At 73.1% G+C, this 18,650-nt stretch carries 16 protein-coding genes; 12 read left to right on the top strand and 4 right to left on the bottom strand.

Translation table 11 applies throughout. From position 1 onward, the window contains the following. Positions 1-2 precede the first annotated feature (2 nt). The 6 genes from egtC (at position 3) to ABZ193_RS07095 (ending at position 4,984) form a co-directional block, all read left to right on the top strand. Complete coding sequence (gene egtC, locus ABZ193_RS07120; protein WP_027935935.1) at positions 3-761, top strand: ergothioneine biosynthesis protein EgtC; 759 nt, start codon at positions 3-5, stop codon at positions 759-761. Then, complete coding sequence (gene egtD / locus ABZ193_RS07115; RefSeq protein ID WP_354709235.1) at positions 761-1,735, top strand: L-histidine N(alpha)-methyltransferase; 975 nt, start codon at positions 761-763, stop codon at positions 1,733-1,735. Before egtC ends, egtD begins: the two co-directional genes overlap by 1 nt. Positions 1,736-2,201: 466 nt before the next feature. Further along, the gene (locus ABZ193_RS07110) at positions 2,202-2,672 is read left to right on the top strand and encodes a nitroreductase family deazaflavin-dependent oxidoreductase (protein ID WP_020418462.1); all 471 of its coding nucleotides are present in this window, start codon (positions 2,202-2,204) and stop codon (positions 2,670-2,672) included. 109 nt (positions 2,673-2,781) lie between these two features. Continuing rightward, positions 2,782-3,396, top strand: a complete 615-nt coding sequence (locus tag ABZ193_RS07105; protein WP_354709233.1) for a dihydrofolate reductase family protein — start codon at positions 2,782-2,784, stop codon at positions 3,394-3,396. 32 nt (positions 3,397-3,428) lie between these two features. After that, positions 3,429-3,752 (top strand): YciI family protein, encoded by a 324-nt coding sequence (locus ABZ193_RS07100; protein WP_020418460.1) that lies wholly within the window; start codon positions 3,429-3,431, stop codon positions 3,750-3,752. After that, positions 3,749-4,984: a DUF6596 domain-containing protein gene (locus ABZ193_RS07095; RefSeq protein WP_354709231.1), complete on the top strand. Its 1,236-nt coding sequence runs from the start codon at positions 3,749-3,751 to the stop codon at positions 4,982-4,984. Before ABZ193_RS07100 ends, ABZ193_RS07095 begins: the two co-directional genes overlap by 4 nt. Positions 4,985-5,018: 34 nt before the next feature. Here ABZ193_RS07095 and ABZ193_RS07090 read toward each other — a convergent pair whose 3' ends face one another. The 4 genes from ABZ193_RS07090 to ABZ193_RS07075 form a co-directional block, all read right to left on the bottom strand. After that, positions 5,019-5,198: a hypothetical protein gene (locus ABZ193_RS07090; protein ID WP_354709229.1), complete on the bottom strand. Its 180-nt coding sequence runs from the start codon at positions 5,196-5,198 to the stop codon at positions 5,019-5,021. A gap of 452 nt (positions 5,199-5,650) precedes the next feature. Next, on the bottom strand, positions 5,651-8,464 hold the full coding sequence (acnA, locus tag ABZ193_RS07085) for an aconitate hydratase AcnA (RefSeq protein WP_354709228.1): 2,814 nt from the start codon (positions 8,462-8,464) through the stop codon (positions 5,651-5,653). A gap of 184 nt (positions 8,465-8,648) precedes the next feature. Further along, positions 8,649-10,037 carry a flagellar basal body protein FliL gene (locus ABZ193_RS07080; RefSeq protein ID WP_354709227.1) on the bottom strand — a complete coding sequence of 463 codons (1,389 nt, stop codon included), beginning with the start codon at positions 10,035-10,037 and terminating at the stop codon, positions 8,649-8,651. Continuing rightward, entirely contained in the window at positions 10,034-10,474 is a 441-nt protein-coding gene (locus ABZ193_RS07075; RefSeq protein WP_027935933.1) for a hypothetical protein, read from the bottom strand. Before ABZ193_RS07075 ends, ABZ193_RS07080 begins: the two co-directional genes overlap by 4 nt. A 149-nt stretch (positions 10,475-10,623) precedes the next feature. On the opposite strand from ABZ193_RS07075, the gene ABZ193_RS07070 reads away from it, so the two are divergent. From ABZ193_RS07070 to ABZ193_RS07045, 6 genes are all read left to right on the top strand, one after another. Further along, the gene (locus ABZ193_RS07070) at positions 10,624-11,976 is read left to right on the top strand and encodes an NlpC/P60 family protein (protein ID WP_354709226.1); all 1,353 of its coding nucleotides are present in this window, start codon (positions 10,624-10,626) and stop codon (positions 11,974-11,976) included. A 90-nt stretch (positions 11,977-12,066) separates the two neighbouring features. Then, positions 12,067-12,612, top strand: coding sequence for a molybdenum cofactor guanylyltransferase (locus tag ABZ193_RS07065; protein WP_354709225.1), 546 nt, complete (start codon positions 12,067-12,069; stop codon positions 12,610-12,612). A gap of 120 nt (positions 12,613-12,732) precedes the next feature. Then, a complete protein-coding gene (locus ABZ193_RS07060; protein ID WP_354709224.1) occupies positions 12,733-13,803 on the top strand; it encodes a MoxR family ATPase in 1,071 nt (356 codons plus the stop codon). Continuing rightward, positions 13,803-14,756, top strand: coding sequence for a DUF58 domain-containing protein (locus tag ABZ193_RS07055; RefSeq protein WP_020418449.1), 954 nt, complete (start codon positions 13,803-13,805; stop codon positions 14,754-14,756). The genes ABZ193_RS07060 and ABZ193_RS07055 overlap by 1 nt, the downstream gene beginning before the upstream one ends. Continuing rightward, positions 14,753-15,733: a VWA domain-containing protein gene (locus tag ABZ193_RS07050; RefSeq protein WP_020418448.1), complete on the top strand. Its 981-nt coding sequence runs from the start codon at positions 14,753-14,755 to the stop codon at positions 15,731-15,733. Before ABZ193_RS07055 ends, ABZ193_RS07050 begins: the two co-directional genes overlap by 4 nt. A 118-nt stretch (positions 15,734-15,851) precedes the next feature. Beyond that, positions 15,852-18,602 (top strand): transcriptional regulator, encoded by a 2,751-nt coding sequence (locus ABZ193_RS07045; RefSeq protein WP_354709222.1) that lies wholly within the window; start codon positions 15,852-15,854, stop codon positions 18,600-18,602. Positions 18,603-18,650: the final 48 nt, after the last annotated feature.

The raw sequence follows: 18,650 nt of genomic DNA, 5'->3' as shown, positions 1-18,650 counted from the left end.
CGGTGTGCCGCCACCTGGGTTACCTCGGCCCGCCGCGCTCGCCGGCGGAGCCGGTGTTCGACGCGCCGCACTCGCTGCTGCGGCAGACCTACGCGCCGCGGGACATGCGTGGCGGCGGCGTGGTCAACGCCGACGGGTTCGGGCTGGGCTGGTTCGGCGACGGCCCGGAGCCGGTGCGGTACCGGCGCCCGGTTCCACTGTGGAGCGACCAGGACCTGCCGCGGCTGGCGCGGTCGGTCCACAGTGGAGCGTTCGTCGCCGCGGTGCGCAACGGCACCACCGGGATGCCGTCCGGGGAGGGCGCGTGCGCGCCCTTCACCGGCGGCCGGTGGTTGTTCAGCCACAACGGGATGGTGCGCGGCTGGCCGGACAGCCTCGCCGCGCTGGCCGGGAAGCTGCCGGTCACCGACCTGATGACCCTGGAGGCGCCCACCGACTCGGCGGTGCTGTGGGCGCTGCTGCGGGAGCGGCTGGACGCGGGGGAGGACCCCGTGGGCGCGGTCGCCGACCTGATCGCCCAGGTCGAGCGCGCCGCGCCGGGGTCGCGGCTGAACTTCCTGCTCACCGACGGCGCCGTCCTCGTCGGGACCGCCTGGACCCACGCCCTGTCGGTGCGGGTCGAGGGCGAGGCCGTCCTCTTCGCGTCCGAACCGCTCGACGACGCGCCCGGTTGGTCGGAGGTGCCCGACCGGCACCTCGTCGCAGCCCGGCACGGCGCCGTCGAAGTCATTCCCCTCAACGCCGATCGGAGTGTTCCCTGATGACCGAGTCCGAACTGGACATCCACCGCAGCGCCACCGAGATCGCCGAGGCGCTGCGCGCGGACGTGCGGGAGGGGCTGTCGGCCGAGCAGAAGTGGCTGCCGTCCAAGTGGTTCTACGACGCGGCGGGCAGCCGGTTGTTCGAGGACATCACCGCGCTGCCCGAGTACTACCCGACGCGGGCCGAACGCGAGGTGCTGGCGCGGGAGGCCGCCGGCATCGCGAAGATCACCGGCGCGCACACCCTGGTCGAACTCGGCTCGGGGTCGAGCGAGAAGACCCGGCTGCTGCTCGACGGGCTGCGCGACCACGGCGGTCTCCGGACGTTCGTGCCGCTGGACGTGTCGGAGGCCGCGCTCGCCGAGGCGGTGGAGGCGATCCAGGCCGACTACCCGGGGCTCGACGTGCGCGGCGTGGTCGGCGACTTCACCGAGCACCTCGGCCTGCTGCCCGGCGAGCCGCCCCGGCTGGTCGCGTTCCTGGGCGGCACGATCGGCAACTTCCTGCCCGCCGACCGCGGCAAGTTCCTGCGCTCGGTGCGGGACGTGCTGGCCGCGGGCGAGTGGTTCCTGCTGGGCACCGACCTGGTCAAGGACCCGGAGACGCTGGTCCGCGCCTACGACGACTCCGCCGGGGTGACGGCGGAGTTCAACCGCAACGTGCTGCGGGTGGTCAACGAGGTGCTGGGCGCGAACTTCGCCCCGGACTCCTTCGAGCACGTCGCCCACTGGGACGCTCGGAACGAGTGGATCGAGATGCGGCTGCGCGCCCCGGAGCCGATGCGGGTGTCGATCCCGGGCGCGGGCATGGAGGTCTCGTTCGAGGCGGGCGAGCACATCCGGACGGAGATCTCGGCGAAGTTCCGCCGCGACGGCGTGACCGCGGAACTGGCCGACGCCGGCTTCGAGGTCGAGCACTGGTGGACCGACGCCGCTGGACGGTTCGGGGTGTCCCTGGCCCGCGCGATGAGCTAGCCGGCCGGCCGCGGGGGATCCTGACTGGCGGCGCGGCGTGGGCTGCTCAGCCGGGCCGAAGGCCGGGGCCGGCACGCTCGCGGCAACGGATGGCCGCTCGTGGTTCCGGTCGGTCCTGGCCTGGCACCAGATGCGCCGATGCTTCCGCGTCTGGTGCGTTGCCTACCCGTCACGCGGACAAGGGCTCGAGGTGCCGCTGCGCGGGCGGTGGCCGGCGCCGCGGCGCAGGCTGCTCAGCCGTGCCGAAGGCCGGGCCGACCAGGTCCGCACTCTCGGCGGCAACGGACCGCCGCTCGTGGCTCGGGCTTGTCCCTGCCGCGGGTGCGCCGATGCCTCCGCATCTGGTGCGATGCCTGCCCGTCACCCGCCCCGGAAACCGACCAGGCGTCGCCGCTGCGGGATCGTGACCGGCGCCGCAGCGTGGGGTGCCCGGTGGCGGGGGCGGGCGGGTGGTCCAATAGGGGTCGTGAAGAATCCGCTCCCGCTCCTGGCCCGCAGGCTGGGCACCCGCCCGTGGCTGATGCGGCTCGCGAAGGTCATCATCTGGGCGGACAAGCGGCTGCACCGCTGGTTCGGCGGCCGCGTGACCCTGGTCGGCATCGCGGGCCTGCCGTCGCTGCGGCTGACCACCCTGGGGCGCAAGAGCGGCCTGCCGCGCAGCACGAACCTGCTGTACTTCCCGCACGAGGACGGCTTCGTGCTCGTCGGCTCCAACTGGGGCCGCCCCCGCGACCCCGGCTGGACCTTCAACCTGCGCGAGCACGCCGAGGCGACGGTGGCCATCCGCGGGAAGGAAATCCCGGTCACCGCGCAGCCGGTCAAGGGCGAGGACTACGACCGGATGTGGCAGCGCCTGCTCGACTTCTGGCCTGGCTACGAGATGGAACGCCTCGCCGCCGGCCGCGAGCTGCCGATCTTCCTGCTCACCCGCCGATAGGCCGCGGCAAGAAATTCCGGGGGGCGGTGTCGGATCCGGGTGGTCGCGTTCGTGGTCAGGGTGAGGCCGCCCGCGGATGGGGCGGCGCCGAGGTGGAGGAACCGCGACCATGAAGCTGACGACCATGACCCAGATCAGCGTCGACGGCGTGATGCAGGGCAACGGCGGCGCGTCGGAGGAGGACCGCCGCGCCGGGTTCGACCGCGGCGGCTGGGCGATGGGCAAGGGCGACGACAGCACCCGCGCGCTGATCAAGCAGACCTACCAGCGCGCCGACGCGTTCCTGTTCGGCAGGCGGACCTACGAGCTGTTCGCCGGCGCGTGGGGGACCGACGCGGACGTCCCCGGCTGGGAGCCCGTCCGGCGGGCGCTGCACGACCGGCCCAAGTACGTCGCCTCGACGACCCTGACCGACCCGGCGTGGGCGGGCACCACCGTCCTGCGCGGCGACCTGGCCGCCGCCGTCGCCGACCTGAAAGCCAAGCCCGGCGGCGAACTGCAGGTGCACGGCAGCGGCGCCCTGATCCGGTGGCTGCTGGCCAACGACCTGGTCGACGAGCTGACCCTGATCGTGATCCCGGTGGTCGTCGGGCAGGGCGCGCGGCTGTTCCCGGACGCGGGCCCCGATCTCGCGCTCGACCTCGTCGACTCGCGGACCGACTCGAAGGGCGTGACCATCCAGGTCTACCGGCCCGCCGGGCGCCCGCAGTACGCCACCGCCTGAAAACCCCGCCCACCCGAGGAGCTGATCTTCAGATGCAGTACCTGGTTTCCGTCATCGACGACAAGGACAACCCCGGCCGGACGGACCGGCAGCCGGCCATCAGCGCGTTCAACGAACGCCTGATCGCCGAGGGCTACTGGGTCTTCGCGGGCGGGCTCGCGGACACCGAGTCGGCCACGGTCGTCGACAACCGGGGCGAGCAGGCGGTGTTCAGCGACGGGCCCTTCGTCGAGTCGAAGGAGTACCTCGCCGGCGTCTGGATCTGGGAGGCCCCCGATCTGGACGTGGCGCTCAAGCTCGCCACCGAGGCCTCCAAGATCTGCGACCGCAAGATCGAGGTGCGGCCGTTCCGGTGACGGACGCGCGCGAGGCGGTCACCCGGGCCCACCGCGAGGAGTGGGCCCGGGTGGTGGCTGCCCTGACCCGGCGTTTCGGCGACCTCGACATCGCCGAGGAGGCCGCCGCCGAGGCGTTCGCGACCGCGGTCGAGCGGTGGCCCGCCGACGGGGTGCCGCCCAGCCCCGGCGCGTGGCTGACCACCACCGCCACCCGCAAGGCCATCGACCGCATCCGGCGCGAGAACAATCGCGACGACAAGCAGAAGGAGGCCCGGATGGTGCACGACGACGAACCACCCGGGCCCCTCGGCGTCATCGACGACGACCGGCTGCGGCTGATCTTCACCTGCTGCCACCCCGCGCTGGCGGTGGAGGCTCGCGTGGCGCTGACGCTGCGCATGGTCGGCGGCCTGACCGTGCGCGAGATCGCCCGCGCGTTCCTGGTGGCCGAGACCGCGATGGAGCGTCGGATCACCCGCGCGAAAGCCAAGATCAAGGCCGCCCGCATCCCGTACCGGGTGCCGTCGGCGGAGGACCTCCCGGCACGCGTGTCCGGTGTGCTCGCGGTGCTGTTCCTGGTGTTCAACGAGGGCTACCTGGCCACCGGGTCCGGCGCCGCCCCGGTCCGGGACGACCTGACCGCCGAGGCGATCCGGCTCACCCGCCTGATCCGCGCCCTCCTGCCGGACGACGGCGAGGTGGCCGGGCTGCTGGCGCTGATGCTGCTCATCGAGGCGCGCCGCCCGGCGCGGGTGTCGGCGAGCGGCGAGCTGGTTCCCCTGCACGAGCAGGACCGCGGCGCCTGGGATGCCGCGCTCATCGCCGAGGGCCACCGGCTGGTGCGCGAGCGCCTCGCGGCCGCCGCGGCCGGGGTGGCGCCGGGCCGCTACCAGATCCTGGCCGCGATCAACGCCGTGCACACCTCGGCCCGCGACGGCCGCGACACCGACTGGTCGCAGATCCTGGCTCTCTACGACCAGCTCGTCCGCCTCGACCCGTCGCCGATCGTCGCGCTCAACCGGGCCGTCGCGGTCGCCGAACTCGACGGCCCGGAGGTGGCGCTCGCCGCCGTCGACCGCCTGGAGCAGCGGCTGGCCGGCTACCACGCGTTCCACGCCACCCGCGCCGACCTGCTGCGCAGGCTCGGCCGCGGCCCGGAGTCCCGCGCGGCCTACGACAAGGCCATCGAGCTGGCGGGCAACACCGCCGAGACCGCCTACCTCACGCGCCGCCGCGACCAGCTGCGGTAGCGCAGGCCGCGCGCCGCGATCGGCGTATAACGACCTATACGGCGCGGCCCTGGCCGATTCGCTCGCCGAGCCAGTCGAACACCCGCTGCTCGACTAGCAGCCGTGCCATCGGCTCACAGTGCCCGGACACGCCTTCCGACCTGGTGAACCGCACGACCCCGGCCGACCGGGCGGCCTGGCCGGGCCAGAACTGCTCACACTCGGGATCGGTCAACAGCGGGGAGTGCGGACGGCCGAAGCCTGCCCCTCGCCGGTACTCGCGCACGGGGCGGCAGAGGTGGAAGCGGTCCCGGAAGCCGTAGGGGCGGGCGCGGAACTCCACCGTCCGGCGGGCGTTCGGCCGTCCGCACGCCCTTGGAGGACCCGTCGCTCTCGCCCGCGTCGAGCTGCGGGTCCATGCCCCCTGGCAGGGGCGCGGTCCACGAGGCCGGCACGTCCACCACCCCTGGCTGCCGTGGGGCACCACGAGCGTCCGCCTGCTGCGGCCCGAGGCGTCGGGCCGCAGCAGGTAGCCGGGCAGGCCACCGTCCTCCTACGGCACGTCAAAGCGGTCGCGATTCCGGGCGGCAGGGCACGGGAACCCGCTCAGCACGCGCGGCGCTTCCCGCACGAACGAAAAAAGCGCCCGCGAGCGGGGCTCGCGGGCGCTTCTCGGAAGAGAAACCGTCAGGCGCGGGTCATCTTGCGCAGCACGTACTGCAGGATGCCGCCGTTGCGGTAGTAGTCCGCCTCACCCGGGGTGTCGATCCGCACCACGGCGTCGAACTCCACCTTGGTGCCGTCCTCCTTGGTCGCGGTGACCTTGACGGTCCGCGGCGTCTCGCCCTCGTTGAGCTTCGTGATGCCCTCGAAGTCGAACGTCTCGGTGCCGTCCAGGCCCAGCGACGAGGCCGACTCGCCCTCCGGGAACTGCAGCGGGATGACACCCATGCCGATCAGGTTGGACCGGTGGATCCGCTCGAACGACTCGGCGATCACGGCGCGCACACCGAGCAGCCGGGTGCCCTTGGCGGCCCAGTCACGCGACGAACCCGAGCCGTACTCCTTGCCGCCCAGCACGACCAGCGGGATGCCGGCCTTGGCGTAGTTCTGCGCCGCGTCGTAGATGAACGCCTGCGGCGCGCCCTCCTGCGTGAAGTCGCGGGTGTAGCCGCCCTGCACGTCGTCCAGCAGCTGGTTGCGCAGCCGGATGTTGGCGAAGGTGCCGCGGATCATCACCTCGTGGTTCCCGCGCCGGGAGCCGTAGGAGTTGAAGTCCTTGCGGTCCACGCCGTGCTCGGCCAGGTACCGGCCGGCGGGCGAGTCCGCCTTGATGGCGCCGGCGGGGGAGATGTGGTCGGTGGTCACCGAGTCGCCCAGCTTCGCCAGCACGCGGGCGCCCTTGATGTCCGTGACCGGCTCCGGGTCGGCCTGCATGCCCTCGAAGTACGGGGGCTTGCGCACGTAGGTCGACTCCGGGTCCCACTGGAAGGTCTTGCCCTCCGGGGTGGGCAGCGACTTCCAGCGCTCACCGCCGTCGAACACGTCGGCGTAGTCCTTGGAGAACATCTCCTGCGTGATCGCCGAGTCGATGGTCTCCTGGATCTCCTGCGGCGACGGCCAGATGTCGCGCAGGAACACGTCGTTGCCGTCCGAGTCCTGCCCGAGCGGCTGCTCCTCGAAGTCGAAGTCCATCGTGCCGGCCAGCGCGTAGGCGATGACCAGCGGAGGGGACGCCAGGTAGTTCATCTTGACGTCCGGGTTGATCCGGCCCTCGAAGTTCCGGTTGCCGGACAGCACCGACACCACGGTCAGGTCGTTCTCCTGCACCGCGGCCGAGATCTCCTCGGGCAGCGGGCCGGAGTTGCCGATGCACGTGGTGCAGCCGTAGCCGACCAGGTGATAGCCCAGCTTCTCCAGGTACGGCCACAGGCCGGCCTTCTCGTAGTAGTCGGTGACGACCTGCGAACCCGGCGCCATCGACGTCTTCACCCACGGCTTGACCGACAGGCCCTTCTCCACCGCGTTGCGGGCCAGCAGGGCGGCGCCCAGCATGACCGACGGGTTGGAGGTGTTGGTGCAGGAGGTGATCGAGGCGATCACCACGGCGCCGTGGTCGAGCACGAACTCGCCCCGCTCCTCGGAGCGCACCGTGACCGGCTTCGACGGGCGGCCCGACGCGCCGTTCGCGGCCGACTGCAGCGCGGGCTCCGCGTCCTCGTCCGCGAAGGACAGGCTCGGCGCGTCACTGGCCGGGAAGGACTCCTCGACCTTCTCGTCGACCTTGGTGTGCGGCGTCGGGTGCTGCTCCTCGACGTAGTCGTGCACCGACTTGCGGAACGCGGACTTCGCGTCGGTCAGCTCGATGCGGTCCTGCGGGCGCTTCGGGCCCGCGATCGACGGCACCACCGTCGACAGGTCCAGCTCCAGGTACTCGGAGTAGGACGCCTCGCGGCTCGGGTCGTGCCACAGGCCCTGCTCCTTGGCGTAGGCCTCGACCAGCGCGACCTGCTCGGCCGAGCGGCCGGTCAGCTTGAGGTAGCGGATCGTCTCGTCGTCGATCGGGAAGATCGCCGCGGTCGAGCCGAACTCCGGGCTCATGTTGCCGATGGTGGCGCGGTTGGCCAGCGGCACCTGGGCGACGGACTCGCCGTAGAACTCGACGAACTTGCCGACCACGCCGTGGCGGCGCAGCATCTCGGTGATCGTCAGCACCACGTCGGTCGCGGTCACGCCGGCCGGGATCTCGCCGGTCAGCTTGAAGCCGACGACGCGCGGGATCAGCATCGACACCGGCTGGCCGAGCATCGCGGCCTCGGCCTCGATGCCGCCGACGCCCCAGCCCAGCACGCCGAGGCCGTTGACCATCGTGGTGTGCGAGTCGGTGCCCACGCACGAGTCGGGGTAGGCCTGGCCGTTGCGCGCCATGACCGTGCGGGCCAGGTGCTCGATGTTGACCTGGTGCACGATGCCGGTGCCCGGCGGGACGACCTTGAACTCGTCGAACGCGCCCTGGCCCCAGCGCAGGAACTGGTACCGCTCGCGGTTGCGCTCGTACTCGATCTCGACGTTGCGCTCGAAGGCGTCCGCGCGGCCGAACACGTCGATGATCACCGAGTGGTCGATGACCAGCTCAGCCGGGGCGAGCGGGTTCACCTTGTCCGGGTCGCCGCCGAGGTCGGTGACGGCCTCGCGCATGGTGGCCAGGTCGACCACGCAGGGGACACCGGTGAAGTCCTGCATGATCACGCGGGCCGGGGTGAACTGGATCTCGATCGACGGATCGGCGGTCGGGTCCCAGTTGCCCAGCGCGCGGATGTGGTCGGCGGTGATGTTCGCGCCGTCCTCGGTGCGCAGGAGGTTTTCGAGCAGGATCTTCAGGCTGTAGGGCAGCTTCTCGGACCCGGACACCTTGTCCAGGCGGAACACCTCGTACGAGGCGTCACCCACCTTCAAGGTGTCGCGGGCGCCGAAGCTGTCCTTGCTGGCTGGTGCGGTCACGTCTAACTCCCTGGGCAGGGTCGTCGCCGTCAGTTCGGTTCGGGTCTGTCTGTCGCGAGTCTGGCGCACGCGGCTCGCGTCCGCAGACGCGGGGACGGCGCAGGCTCCCACACGGCAAACAGTACGCTTGTCCTTTTTTGACTTCAACGCGACCCGCCCAGGCAGCGGTGTGATCTGCTTCGCGCTACTCCGCCAGGCGCAGCAGCGCGGTGATGTCCTCCGGCTGCAGGCTGCGCAGCACCGTCAGGCCCAGCTCGTTGAACGTGCGCAGCGGGCTGACGTAGTGCTGCCCGGCCACCTCGGTGGTGATCACGCCGAGGCCCTGGCCGAGGATGCCGCTCGACAGGTGCTGCAGGACCTGGGTGACCTCCTCGGGCACCGACGAGCCGACCTCGTCCTCGAGGGTGTCCGCCAGGTAGTCGGCGCACAGCTCCTCGGTGCGGCCCTCACCGGTCGCCTCGTAGCAGTCGCCCTTCTTGGTCACGGTGTAGGTCTCGCCGTCCGGGCCCTGGATCTGCACGTGGGTGACGGTGGCGCGGGTGCCGCCGGGCACCTCGGAGGTCTCGGTCCGCAGGTCGAGCAGCTTCGCGCCACTGGGCTCGGCGTCCTCGGCCGCGGCGGCGACCAGCGCGGGGCCGGCGTCGTGCAGCACCGCCATCTCGTCCGGCGGCAGCAGCTCGATGACGCGCGTGACGTCGGCGTCGAGCGCGGCCTGCACGAGCTGCTTGACCGCCTCGTTCGGGCTGGTCGCGCCGCGCGCCGGGATCGAGGTGGACGGCCACTGCTCGTTCGCGTCCCGCAGCGCGTAGTCGGCCATCGTGTAGAGCAGGCTCGGGTACCACTCGCCGTCGACCTTGACCGTGGCGATGCGGATCGGCTCGCCGGAGTCGGCGACCTCGTCGGCGATGTCGATCGTCTCGGTCTGCGGGCCCTCACCCGCCGGCATCTGCTCCATCAGCTTGTCCGACAGCGGCAGCTTGGACGGGTCGGCGGTGACGGTGATCGTGCCGCCGGTGAGCTTGGTGATCGTCAGGTGGTCGTTGACCTGCTCCGCGCCCGCCTCGTCGAACGTCAGGTTCTCGGCTTTGACCTGCATCCCGGTCAGCGCCTCGGGGTTCGCGTCCGGCTTGAGGATGCCCAGGCGCTTGAGCTCGTCGGTGGTCTGCCCGATCGGTTCGGTGAGCAGCTTCGCCTCGGCGGGCGCGAGCGCGCCGACCATGCCGACCACGTCGCTGCCGCTCAGCGCGGTCGCCAGGTTCCGCGCCGCCTCGGTCGGGGTGGCCGCGCCGGAGGCGATCGAATTCCGCTGCGAAAGTGCGAACCACGTGCCGCCACCGCCGAGCAGCACGACGAGCGCGACGACGAGCCCGATGATCAGGCCGCGGCGGCCCCGCTTCGGCGGCTGCTGGGGCGGCAGCTGCTGGAAGGGCTGCGTGTACGGCTGCTGCGGATACTGCTGCTGCGGGTACCCCTGGCCGTACGGCTGCCCGGGGTACGGCTGCTGCGGGTACTGCTGCCCGGGGTACTGGTTCTGCTGGTACGGCCACTGACCGTCCTGGGGAGGCGTGCTCACCGTGTTCTACCTGCTCTCGCCGTGATGAAGGTGCCGACCGCGCCGGCCAGCGCGAGGGCGGAACCGCAGAGCGTGGTCACCGGCCCGGCCAGGGCGACGGAGACCACCCCCGTGGTTCCGCCCGCTTGGACGGTGGCGATCAGCGCGACGGTTCCCCCGGTAATCGCCAGCAGGGCCGTCAACGTTGCGCCGGTGCGCGCCAGACCGCAGACCAGCAGCACCAGGCACGCCGCCGCCAGCGCCGGGACCGCCACCCACGCCCGCAGCGCCGTGCCGGCGAGCGGGTCGTCGAGCAGCGCCAGCCGGTCGGCCAGCCCGGCCGCCGCGTAGCTGCTCCGGCTGACCGACCCCGACCGGAACCAGGGCAGGAAGGTGCCCGCCACCACCAGGGCGAGGCCCAGCGTGGCGACGGCGGGGCCGACTCGCGATCTCTGCACGCTCCTCCGACGCGCCGGAACGCCCGGAGGATCCCCGGTTGGGGTGAAAGTTGCAGCTGTGCCGCGTGTGACACCTGGTCTGCGAGTGACTCGGGTGGCACAGTTCGCGATGCAGTGGGGAAGTCTGTCCGCGGGAGGGAGTCGAGGGCGTGGGTGACCAGGGCCGGAGAGCGCGCCGCTGGCTGGGGGCCGGGGCGCTGGCGCTCGTGGTGGTGTCCATCGCGACCGGGCCGGCCGCCGCGGTGCCGCCACCGCCGCCGAACCCGAGCGACTCCGAGATCAGCGCGAGCCGGCGCGACGCCGACGCCAAGGCAGGCGAGGTCGGGCAGCTGACCAACCAGCTCGCCGAGGCCGAGTCGCGGCTCGACGAGCTGCAGAGCACGGTCGAGCTGCGCATGGAAGAGGCCAACAAGGCGCTGGTCGACCTGCAGGCCGCGCAGGACGCGGCCGACCAGGCGCAACGCGACGCGGACGCGGCCAAGCGCGAGGCCGACGCCGCGCAGGCCCAGATCGACGCGGCCCGGGCGAACCTCGACGCGTTCATCTCCAGCAGCTACCAGCAGGGCAGCACCATGGGGTCGATCTCGGCCTACCTGGGCGCGAGCAGCCCGAAGGACCTGCTGGCCCGCGCCCAGCTGCTGGAAGCCGTCAGCGGCAGCCAGCTCAACGCGCTGGAGATGATGCAGCAGGCGCAGACGGACAAGTCCAACAAGGACGCCGCCGCGCGCCAGGCGCTGCAGCTCGCCCAGCAAGCGCAGGACCAGGCCGCGCGGGCGAAGATCACCGCCGATTCCGCGCAGGCCGTGGCCGTGCAGGCCCAGCAGAACCAGGCGGCGCAGAACGCGCAGCTGGTGGCGCAGAAGACCACGGTCGAGCAGCAGCTGTTCGAGGCGCAGCAGCGGGTCAGCGGGCTGCAGGGCCAGCGGCAGCGCTACGACGACTGGCTCGCGCAGAAGCAGCGCGAGGACGAGGAGCAGGCGCGGCAGGCGGCGCTGGCCGCGGCGCAGGCGTCCAACTCGCAGCCCAGCGGCGGCGGGAACGCCGGCAGGCCGTCGCCGCCCCCGGTCGCGTCCGGTTCGGCGTCCGCGACGATCGAGCGGGTCGTCGCGCGGGCGATGTCGCAGCTCGGCGTGCCGTACGCGTGGGGCGGCGGCAACGCCTACGGCCCCACGCGCGGCATCCGCGACGGCGGCGTGGCCGACGCCTACGGCGACTACCGCAAGGTCGGGTTCGACTGCTCCGGGCTGATGATCTACGCCTTCGCGGGGGTGAAGGCGCTGCCGCACTACAGCGGCTACCAGTACACCTCCGGGCGGCGGGTGCCGCTGGCGCAGATGCGGCGCGGGGACATGCTGTTCTGGGGCCGCAGCGGCATCCACCACGTGGCGCTGTACCTCGGCAACGGGATGATGATCGAGGCCCCGCAGTCCGGGCTGACCGTGCGGGTGACCCGGGTGCGCTACGGAGACATCATGCCGTTCGCGACGCGCCTGGTCGGCTAGCGGCGCGTTGAAGTCCGCCGGCCGCCAGCCGGAACCTCTGTGAGACCCACCCCGGCGAGCGCCGGCACCGGCGGGGCTAGCCTGGGCGGCGTGACCGACCTGGCCGCCGTCGTGCTCGCGGGAGGCTCCGCGCGCCGGATGTCCGGTGTGGACAAACCCATGCTGCCGGTCGGCGGGCGGCCCCTGCTGCGCCGCGCGCTGGACGCGGTCGCCGGCGCCGATCCGGTCGTCGTGGTGGGGCCGGCGCGGGACGGGATCACCGGCGTGCGCTGGGCGCGGGAGGACCCGCCGGGCGGCGGGCCGGTCGCCGCCGTCGCCGCGGGGCTCCGGCACGTCTCGGCGAGCCGCGTCGTCTTGCTCGCCGGGGACCTGGCCGGCGTCACACCGTCCACAGTGGAGCGGCTCACCGCCGCGCTCGGCGACGCCGACGGCGCACTGCTCACCGACCACACCGGCCGCCGCCAGTGGCTCATCGGCGTGTGGCGCACCGCGAGCCTGCGCGCCGCCCTGCCTGCCCAACCGCACGGGGCTGCCCTGCGCCGCGTGCTCGGCCACCTGGAGATCGTGGAGGTGCCTGCCGCGCCGGGGGAGTGCGCCGACGTCGACACGCCGCAGGACCTCGACCGCCTGGCCTGACGCCGTCCGGCAGTTCACAGTCGTCACACCGCTGAGCGAGTTGACTACCGTGGCGACCTCCCGCGCCCGGCCGGCTAGTACGGTCGCAGCGCAGAGGTGAACGTGAGCGAGGAGGGAACCGTGACCGAGCCCCGCTACCCGGAGGGCGCGAACGGGCAACAGCAGTCCGCGACCCCCGCGCGGGACGCGCAGCTGCTCGAGCGCACCGTGTTCGAGGTCAAGCGGGTGATCGTCGGGCAGGACCGGCTCGTCGAGCGGCTCCTGGTGGGCCTGCTGGCCAAGGGGCACCTGCTCCTGGAGGGCGTGCCCGGCGTGGCGAAGACCCTCGCGGTGGAGACCCTCGCCCGCGTCGTCGGCGGCTCGTTCTCGCGCGTCCAGTTCACGCCCGACCTGGTGCCCGCCGACATCCTCGGCACCCGCATCTACCGTCAGGGCAGCGAGAAGTTCGACGTCGAGCTCGGCCCGGTCGTCGCGAACTTCGTCCTCGCCGACGAGATCAACCGCGCGCCGGCCAAGGTGCAGTCCGCGATGCTCGAGGTGATGGCCGAACGGCACGTCTCCATCGGCGGCAAGACCTTCCCGATGCCCGACCCGTTCCTGGTGCTCGCGACCCAGAACCCGATCGAGAACGAGGGCGTCTACCCGCTGCCGGAGGCGCAGCGCGACCGGTTCCTGTTCAAGATCATCGTCGACTACCCCTCCGCGGAGGAGGAGCGCGAGATCATCTACCGGATGGGCGTCACGCCGCCGGAGCCGCACGAGGTCCTCAGCCCGGCCGAGCTGGTCCGGCTGCAGGACGTCGCCGCGAAGGTGTTCGTGCACCACTCGCTCGTCGACTACGTGGTGCGCCTGGTGCTGGCCACCCGCACCCCGGCCGAGCACGGCCTCACCGACGTCGCGGGCTGGGTGTCCTACGGCGCCTCGCCGCGCGCCAGCCTCGGCATCATCGCCGCCGCCCGCGCGCTCGCGCTCGTCCGCGGCCGCGACTACGTGCTGCCCCAGGACGTCGTCGACGTCGTGCCGGACGTGCTGCGCCACCGGCTCGTGCTGTCCTACGACGCGCTCGCCGACGCCGTGCCGCTGGACCACATCGTCACCCGCGTGCTGCAGACCGTGCCGCTGCCGCAGGTCTCCGCCCGGCCGCAGGGCGGTCCGGCCCAGCCGCTGCCGAACGGGACCCCGGGGCGGTAGTGGCCAGGGGAAACACCGGCGACGGCAGCGCCCGGCCCGCGTGGGCGCCGCCCGTGCTCCGTGGTGAACGGCTCGACGCCGGCCTGCGCATGCTCGAACTCGAGGTGCGCCGCCGGCTCGACGGCCTGCTGCAGGGCAACCACCTCGGTCTCGTGCCCGGCCCCGGCTCCGAGCCGGGCGAGGCGCGGCCCTACCAGCCGGGCGACGACGTGCGGCGCATGGACTGGGCCGTCACCGCCCGCACCACCGAGCCGCACATCCGCGAGACGGTCGCCGACCGCGAGCTGGAGACGTGGGTGGCCGCCGACCTGTCCGCGAGCCTGGACTTCGGCACCGCCCTGTCCGAGAAGCGCGACCTGGTGGTGTGCGCGGTCGCCGCGATCGCCCACCTGACCGGCGGCGGTGGCAACCGGCTCGGCGCGGTGTTCTCCAACGGCGATCAGACCGAACGCGTCCCGGCGCGCGGCGGCCGCGCGCACGCCCGCAACCTGCTGCGCAAGATCGCCGAGATGCCGCGCGCGGCCGAGGGCACCCGGGGCGACCTCGCCGCCATGGTCGAGCAGCTGCGCCGGCCGCCGCGCCGGCGCGGTCTCGTCGTCGTGGTGTCCGACTTCCTCGGCGGCACCGGGTGGCAGCGCCCGCTGCGCGCGCTGTCCGCGCGGCACGACCTCATCGGCATCGAGGTGATCGACCCCCGCGACGTCGACCTGCCGGAGGTGGGCACGATCGTGCTGGCCGACCCGGAGACCGGCAAACAACGCGAGGTGCGGGCCTCGGCCTTGCTGCGGCGCGAGTTCGCCGCGGCCGCGCAGGCGCACCGCGACCAGGTGGCGCGGGCGCTGCGGCAAGCCGGCGCGGCGCACCTGGTGCTGCGCACGGACTCCGACTGGATCGCCGACACCGTGCGGTTCGTGGTGGCACGCAAGCGGCGGTGGAGCGGGGGCGTCGCGTGAGCCTCTCCGGATTCAGCGCGCCCTGGTGGTTCCTGCTGCTGTTCGTGGTCGCCGCGGTCGCGGTCGGCTACGTGCTGGCGCAGCGCGCCCGGCGCCGCCGCACCATGCGGTTCACCAATCTCGAACTGCTCGACCGCATCGCGCCCCGCTCGCAGGGCTGGCCGCGGCACGTGCCGGCCGCGCTGATCATCGTCTCGCTGCTGCTGCTGACCGTCGGGCTGGCCGGGCCGACCGCCGAGCAGAAGGTGCCGCGCAACCGGGCCACGGTGATGCTGGTGGTGGACGTGTCGCTGTCCATGGAGGCCACCGACGTCAAGCCGTCCCGCATCAAGGCGGCCCAGGACGCGGCGACCCAGTTCGCGCAGGGCCTCACGCCCGGCATCAACCTGGGCCTGGTGTCGTTCGCGGGCACCGCGACGGTCCTGGTGGCGCCGACGACGCAGCGGCAGAGCGTGGTCAGCGCGATCGACAACCTCAAGCTGGCCCAGTCGACCGCGACCGGCGAAGGCATCTACGCGGCGCTGCAGTCGATCCAGGGCTTCTCGGCGGTGGTCGGGGGCGCCGACGGGCCGCCGCCCGCGCGGATCGTGCTGATGAGCGACGGCAAGCAGACCGTGCCCGACGACCTCTACGCGCCGCGCGGCGCGTTCACCGCCGCGCAGGAGGCGCGCAAGCAGCAGGTCCCGATCTCCACGATCTCCTTCGGCACCAGCCACGGCACGGTCGAGATCGACGGCCGCGAGGTGCCGGTGGACGTCGACGACGGCTCGTTGCAGGAGGTCGCCCGCCTCTCCGACGGGCAGTTCTACCAAGCGGGCTCGGCCGAGCAGCTCAAGGAGGTCTACGCCGACCTCGGCGAGCAGATCGGCTACGAGATGAAGGAAGCCGACGCCAGCAGGCCGTGGGTCCTGCTCGGCACGCTGGCCCTCGTCGCCGCCGCGGGCACGTCGCTGTTCGTGGGGCAGCGCCTGCCCTAGGTGGGTTGGGCGGTGAGGTTGGTGCCGCGGCCGGCGGGCCAGCCGCAGCCGGACCGTCGGGACCTAGATCCGCCGAAACGCGGGCCGTCCGGGCGGCGCGCCGATACAGTGCTCGATCATGACCGCACTGCACGAGGCGTCCGCCGGGGCACCGGGCGACACGGCGGGCGCCGTCCCGGATGCGCTGGTCTCGGAACTCCGCGATCGCCTGCCGGACCTCGTCGACGTAGCCCTGGATGATCCCTCGGTCGCCACCGAGTTCGGCCGTCGCGTGGCCGAGGCCGACCGGGCGGGCGTGCGGGCGCACGTGCGGTCGGCGGTGCTGCGCGGCAGCCAGGGCATCCTGCGGTACACCAACCCGGAGATCGCGGGGCTGCGGCTGGCCCGGCAGGCGCTGGCCGACCACGAGCAACGCGACGCCACCCCGGCCGTGCGAACGCCGTCGGCCCGGGACCGGAAGGGCCACGCGCTCACCGGCGCCGCGATGTGGCCGGGCCTGGTGTTCCCGCTCGCGGCCTGGCAGCTCGGCCAGACGTCGCTGAGCGGCGGCGCGCGGTTCTGGATCTTCCTGGCCGGGGCGGTGGTGGGCGGGTTCTCGCTGCGGTGGGCCCATCGGCTGATCGCCAGGGCAGGCACGAGGCTCACCGGCCAGCCCGCCCGCGCCGGCGCCGGCTTCCCGGTGACGACCGCGATCGCGACGACCTTCCTGCTGGTGTTGTGGCGGCTGTGGCCGTCGTCGAAGGCGGCGATGGGGCCGTTCTGGGCCACCGTGGTGTGGGTGCTGGCCGGGCTGGCCGCCGGGTTCGTGCTCCTGACGGCGTGCCTGGCGACCTTCAGCCCGGAGAAGGACGAGGAGCCGGGACGCCGCATCCCGCCGCCGGTCGTCGCGCGGACCACGCTCACCGCCGCGGTGGCCGCGGTGGCGGCTTACCTGCTGTTGTCGCACGTGATCCCGTTGCCGTGGCCGGACTGGCAGGTGTGGTTGCTCGCCGACGGCGTCACCCTGCTGGTCCTCGTGCTGGGCGGCCCGCTGTCGCTGAGCCCCGGGCTGGTGCCCGCCCGGCTGTCGCAGGACCCGGACCGGCGCGGCAGTGCGAAGTGGACCGCCACGCGGGACGCGTTGCGGGTGCGCGTCGGCGAGGCCGAGCGGGACTGGCTGTCCGCGGCGATGCGCGCGGTGCTCCCGGCGGTCACCCGGCACCTGAACGAGGCGGTGAACCCGTCGTTCAGCACGGTGCTGCCGGAGCTCAACCGCGCCGGCCTCGGGCTGATGCGCGCGGGCGACCGCATCGTCGACACCGCCGCGTTCACCCGGCTGCGCCGGCTCACCAGCGGGATCAGCGGCGGGGCCATCGGTGTGGCCGGGCCGCGCGGCGCGGGCAAGTCGACCCTGCTGGAGGCCTACCAGGCGGGCCGGTTCCTCGAGGCGGGCCGTCAGCACATCGTGGTCCTGGAAAGCGTCCCGGTGCGCTACGACGCCCGCGAGTTCGTCCTCCACCTCTTCGCGCGCACCTGCGCCGAGGTGCTCGGGTTCTGCGCCGCGCGGATCAAGGACCGGCCGCCGCGGTGGACCGAGCGGCTCGCGCTGCTGCGGCCCGCCGCGCCGTTGCTGGCCGCCGTCGTCCTGTGGGTCGTGGTCGGGTTCGTCGGCGCGGCCGCGGTCAACGGGCCGCGCCAGGACCTCGGCAGCTGGCTGTCGGCCATGTGGTGGCCGCTCGTCGTCGTGCTGGCCGGGATGACCGTGCTGTACCTGGCGCGGCGGCGCCGGTTCACGCCGGCGCCCGCACCCGCCCTCACCCGCAGGCCGCGGGACCTGCCCGGACTGCGGGACCTGGCCAGGGAAACCCTGGACGGCATCGAGTTCCAGCAGAAGCACACCTCGGGGTGGTCGGGCAAGGTCGGCCTCCTGTTCGGGGCGGAGACCGGGCTGAGCGACTCCCGCGAGCTGACCCGCCAGCCGCGCAGCTACCCGCAGATCGTGCACGAGTTCGGCGAGTTCCTCCGCACCACGATCGACTGCGTCTCCCGCCTGCCGGACATCGCCACGCCCTCGGTGGTGATCGTGCTCGACGAGCTGGACAAGATCCTCTCCCCGGAGGAGGCGCAGGACTTCGTCAACGAGGTCAAGGCCCTGTTCAACCTGGACGTGCCCGGGTTCCTGTTCCTGGTGTCGGTGTCGGAGGACGCGCTCGCGTCGTTCGAACGGCGCGGGCTGCCGGTGCGGGACGCGTTCGACAGCGCCTTCGACATGATCTTCCGGCTGGACCACCTGCGCCTGCCGGACGCCAGCGCCGTGCTCGGCGCCCGCGTGCTGGGCCTGCCCGAGCCGTTCGTCTGCCTCTGCCACTGCCTGGCCGGCGGGCTGCCGCGGGAGCTGATCCGCGTCGCGCGGCTGGTGACCGCGGAGCCCGGGGCGCTCGACGCGGTGTGCCGCCGGGTGGTCGACGAAGACCTGAAGGGCAAGCTCGCCGGGCTGCGCACGGTCGTCGCGCGCGAGGCGTACGACCACGCGCGGGCCAGCGAGCTGGTCCGGCACGTCGAGGCGCACGCCGTGCCGGACGCGCCGGTCCTGCTGAAGGCGGCGACGCGACCGCCCGTCTCGCCCGGCGACGACGAGGGCCTGCGCCGGGTCCAGCTCGAAACCCTCGGCTACCTCTACTACCTGGGCACGATCCGGGAGGTCTTCGGCGACGGCTTCGGCGAGGCCGAGCTGGCGCGCGGCCGGGACAGCGAAGGCGACGCCTCCTTCGACACGCTCACCTCGGTGCGCCAGCTGTTCGCGGTGAACGCCCGGCTGGCGTGGCTGACGGTCAGCGCGTTCCGCGAGGCGTGGGGGCTGGAGGCGGTGGCGCCCCCGGAGGCCGGGTGACGTGTCAGGCCCGCGGCGGCCGGGTATGCGCCTTGCGGAGACGAGTTC

This window comes from Amycolatopsis sp. NPDC006125, from assembly GCF_040614195.1.
GTDB classification, from domain to species: Bacteria; Actinomycetota; Actinomycetes; order Mycobacteriales; family Pseudonocardiaceae; genus Amycolatopsis_E; species Amycolatopsis_E tucumanensis.
This window is presented reverse-complemented; position numbering and strand designations above follow the sequence as displayed.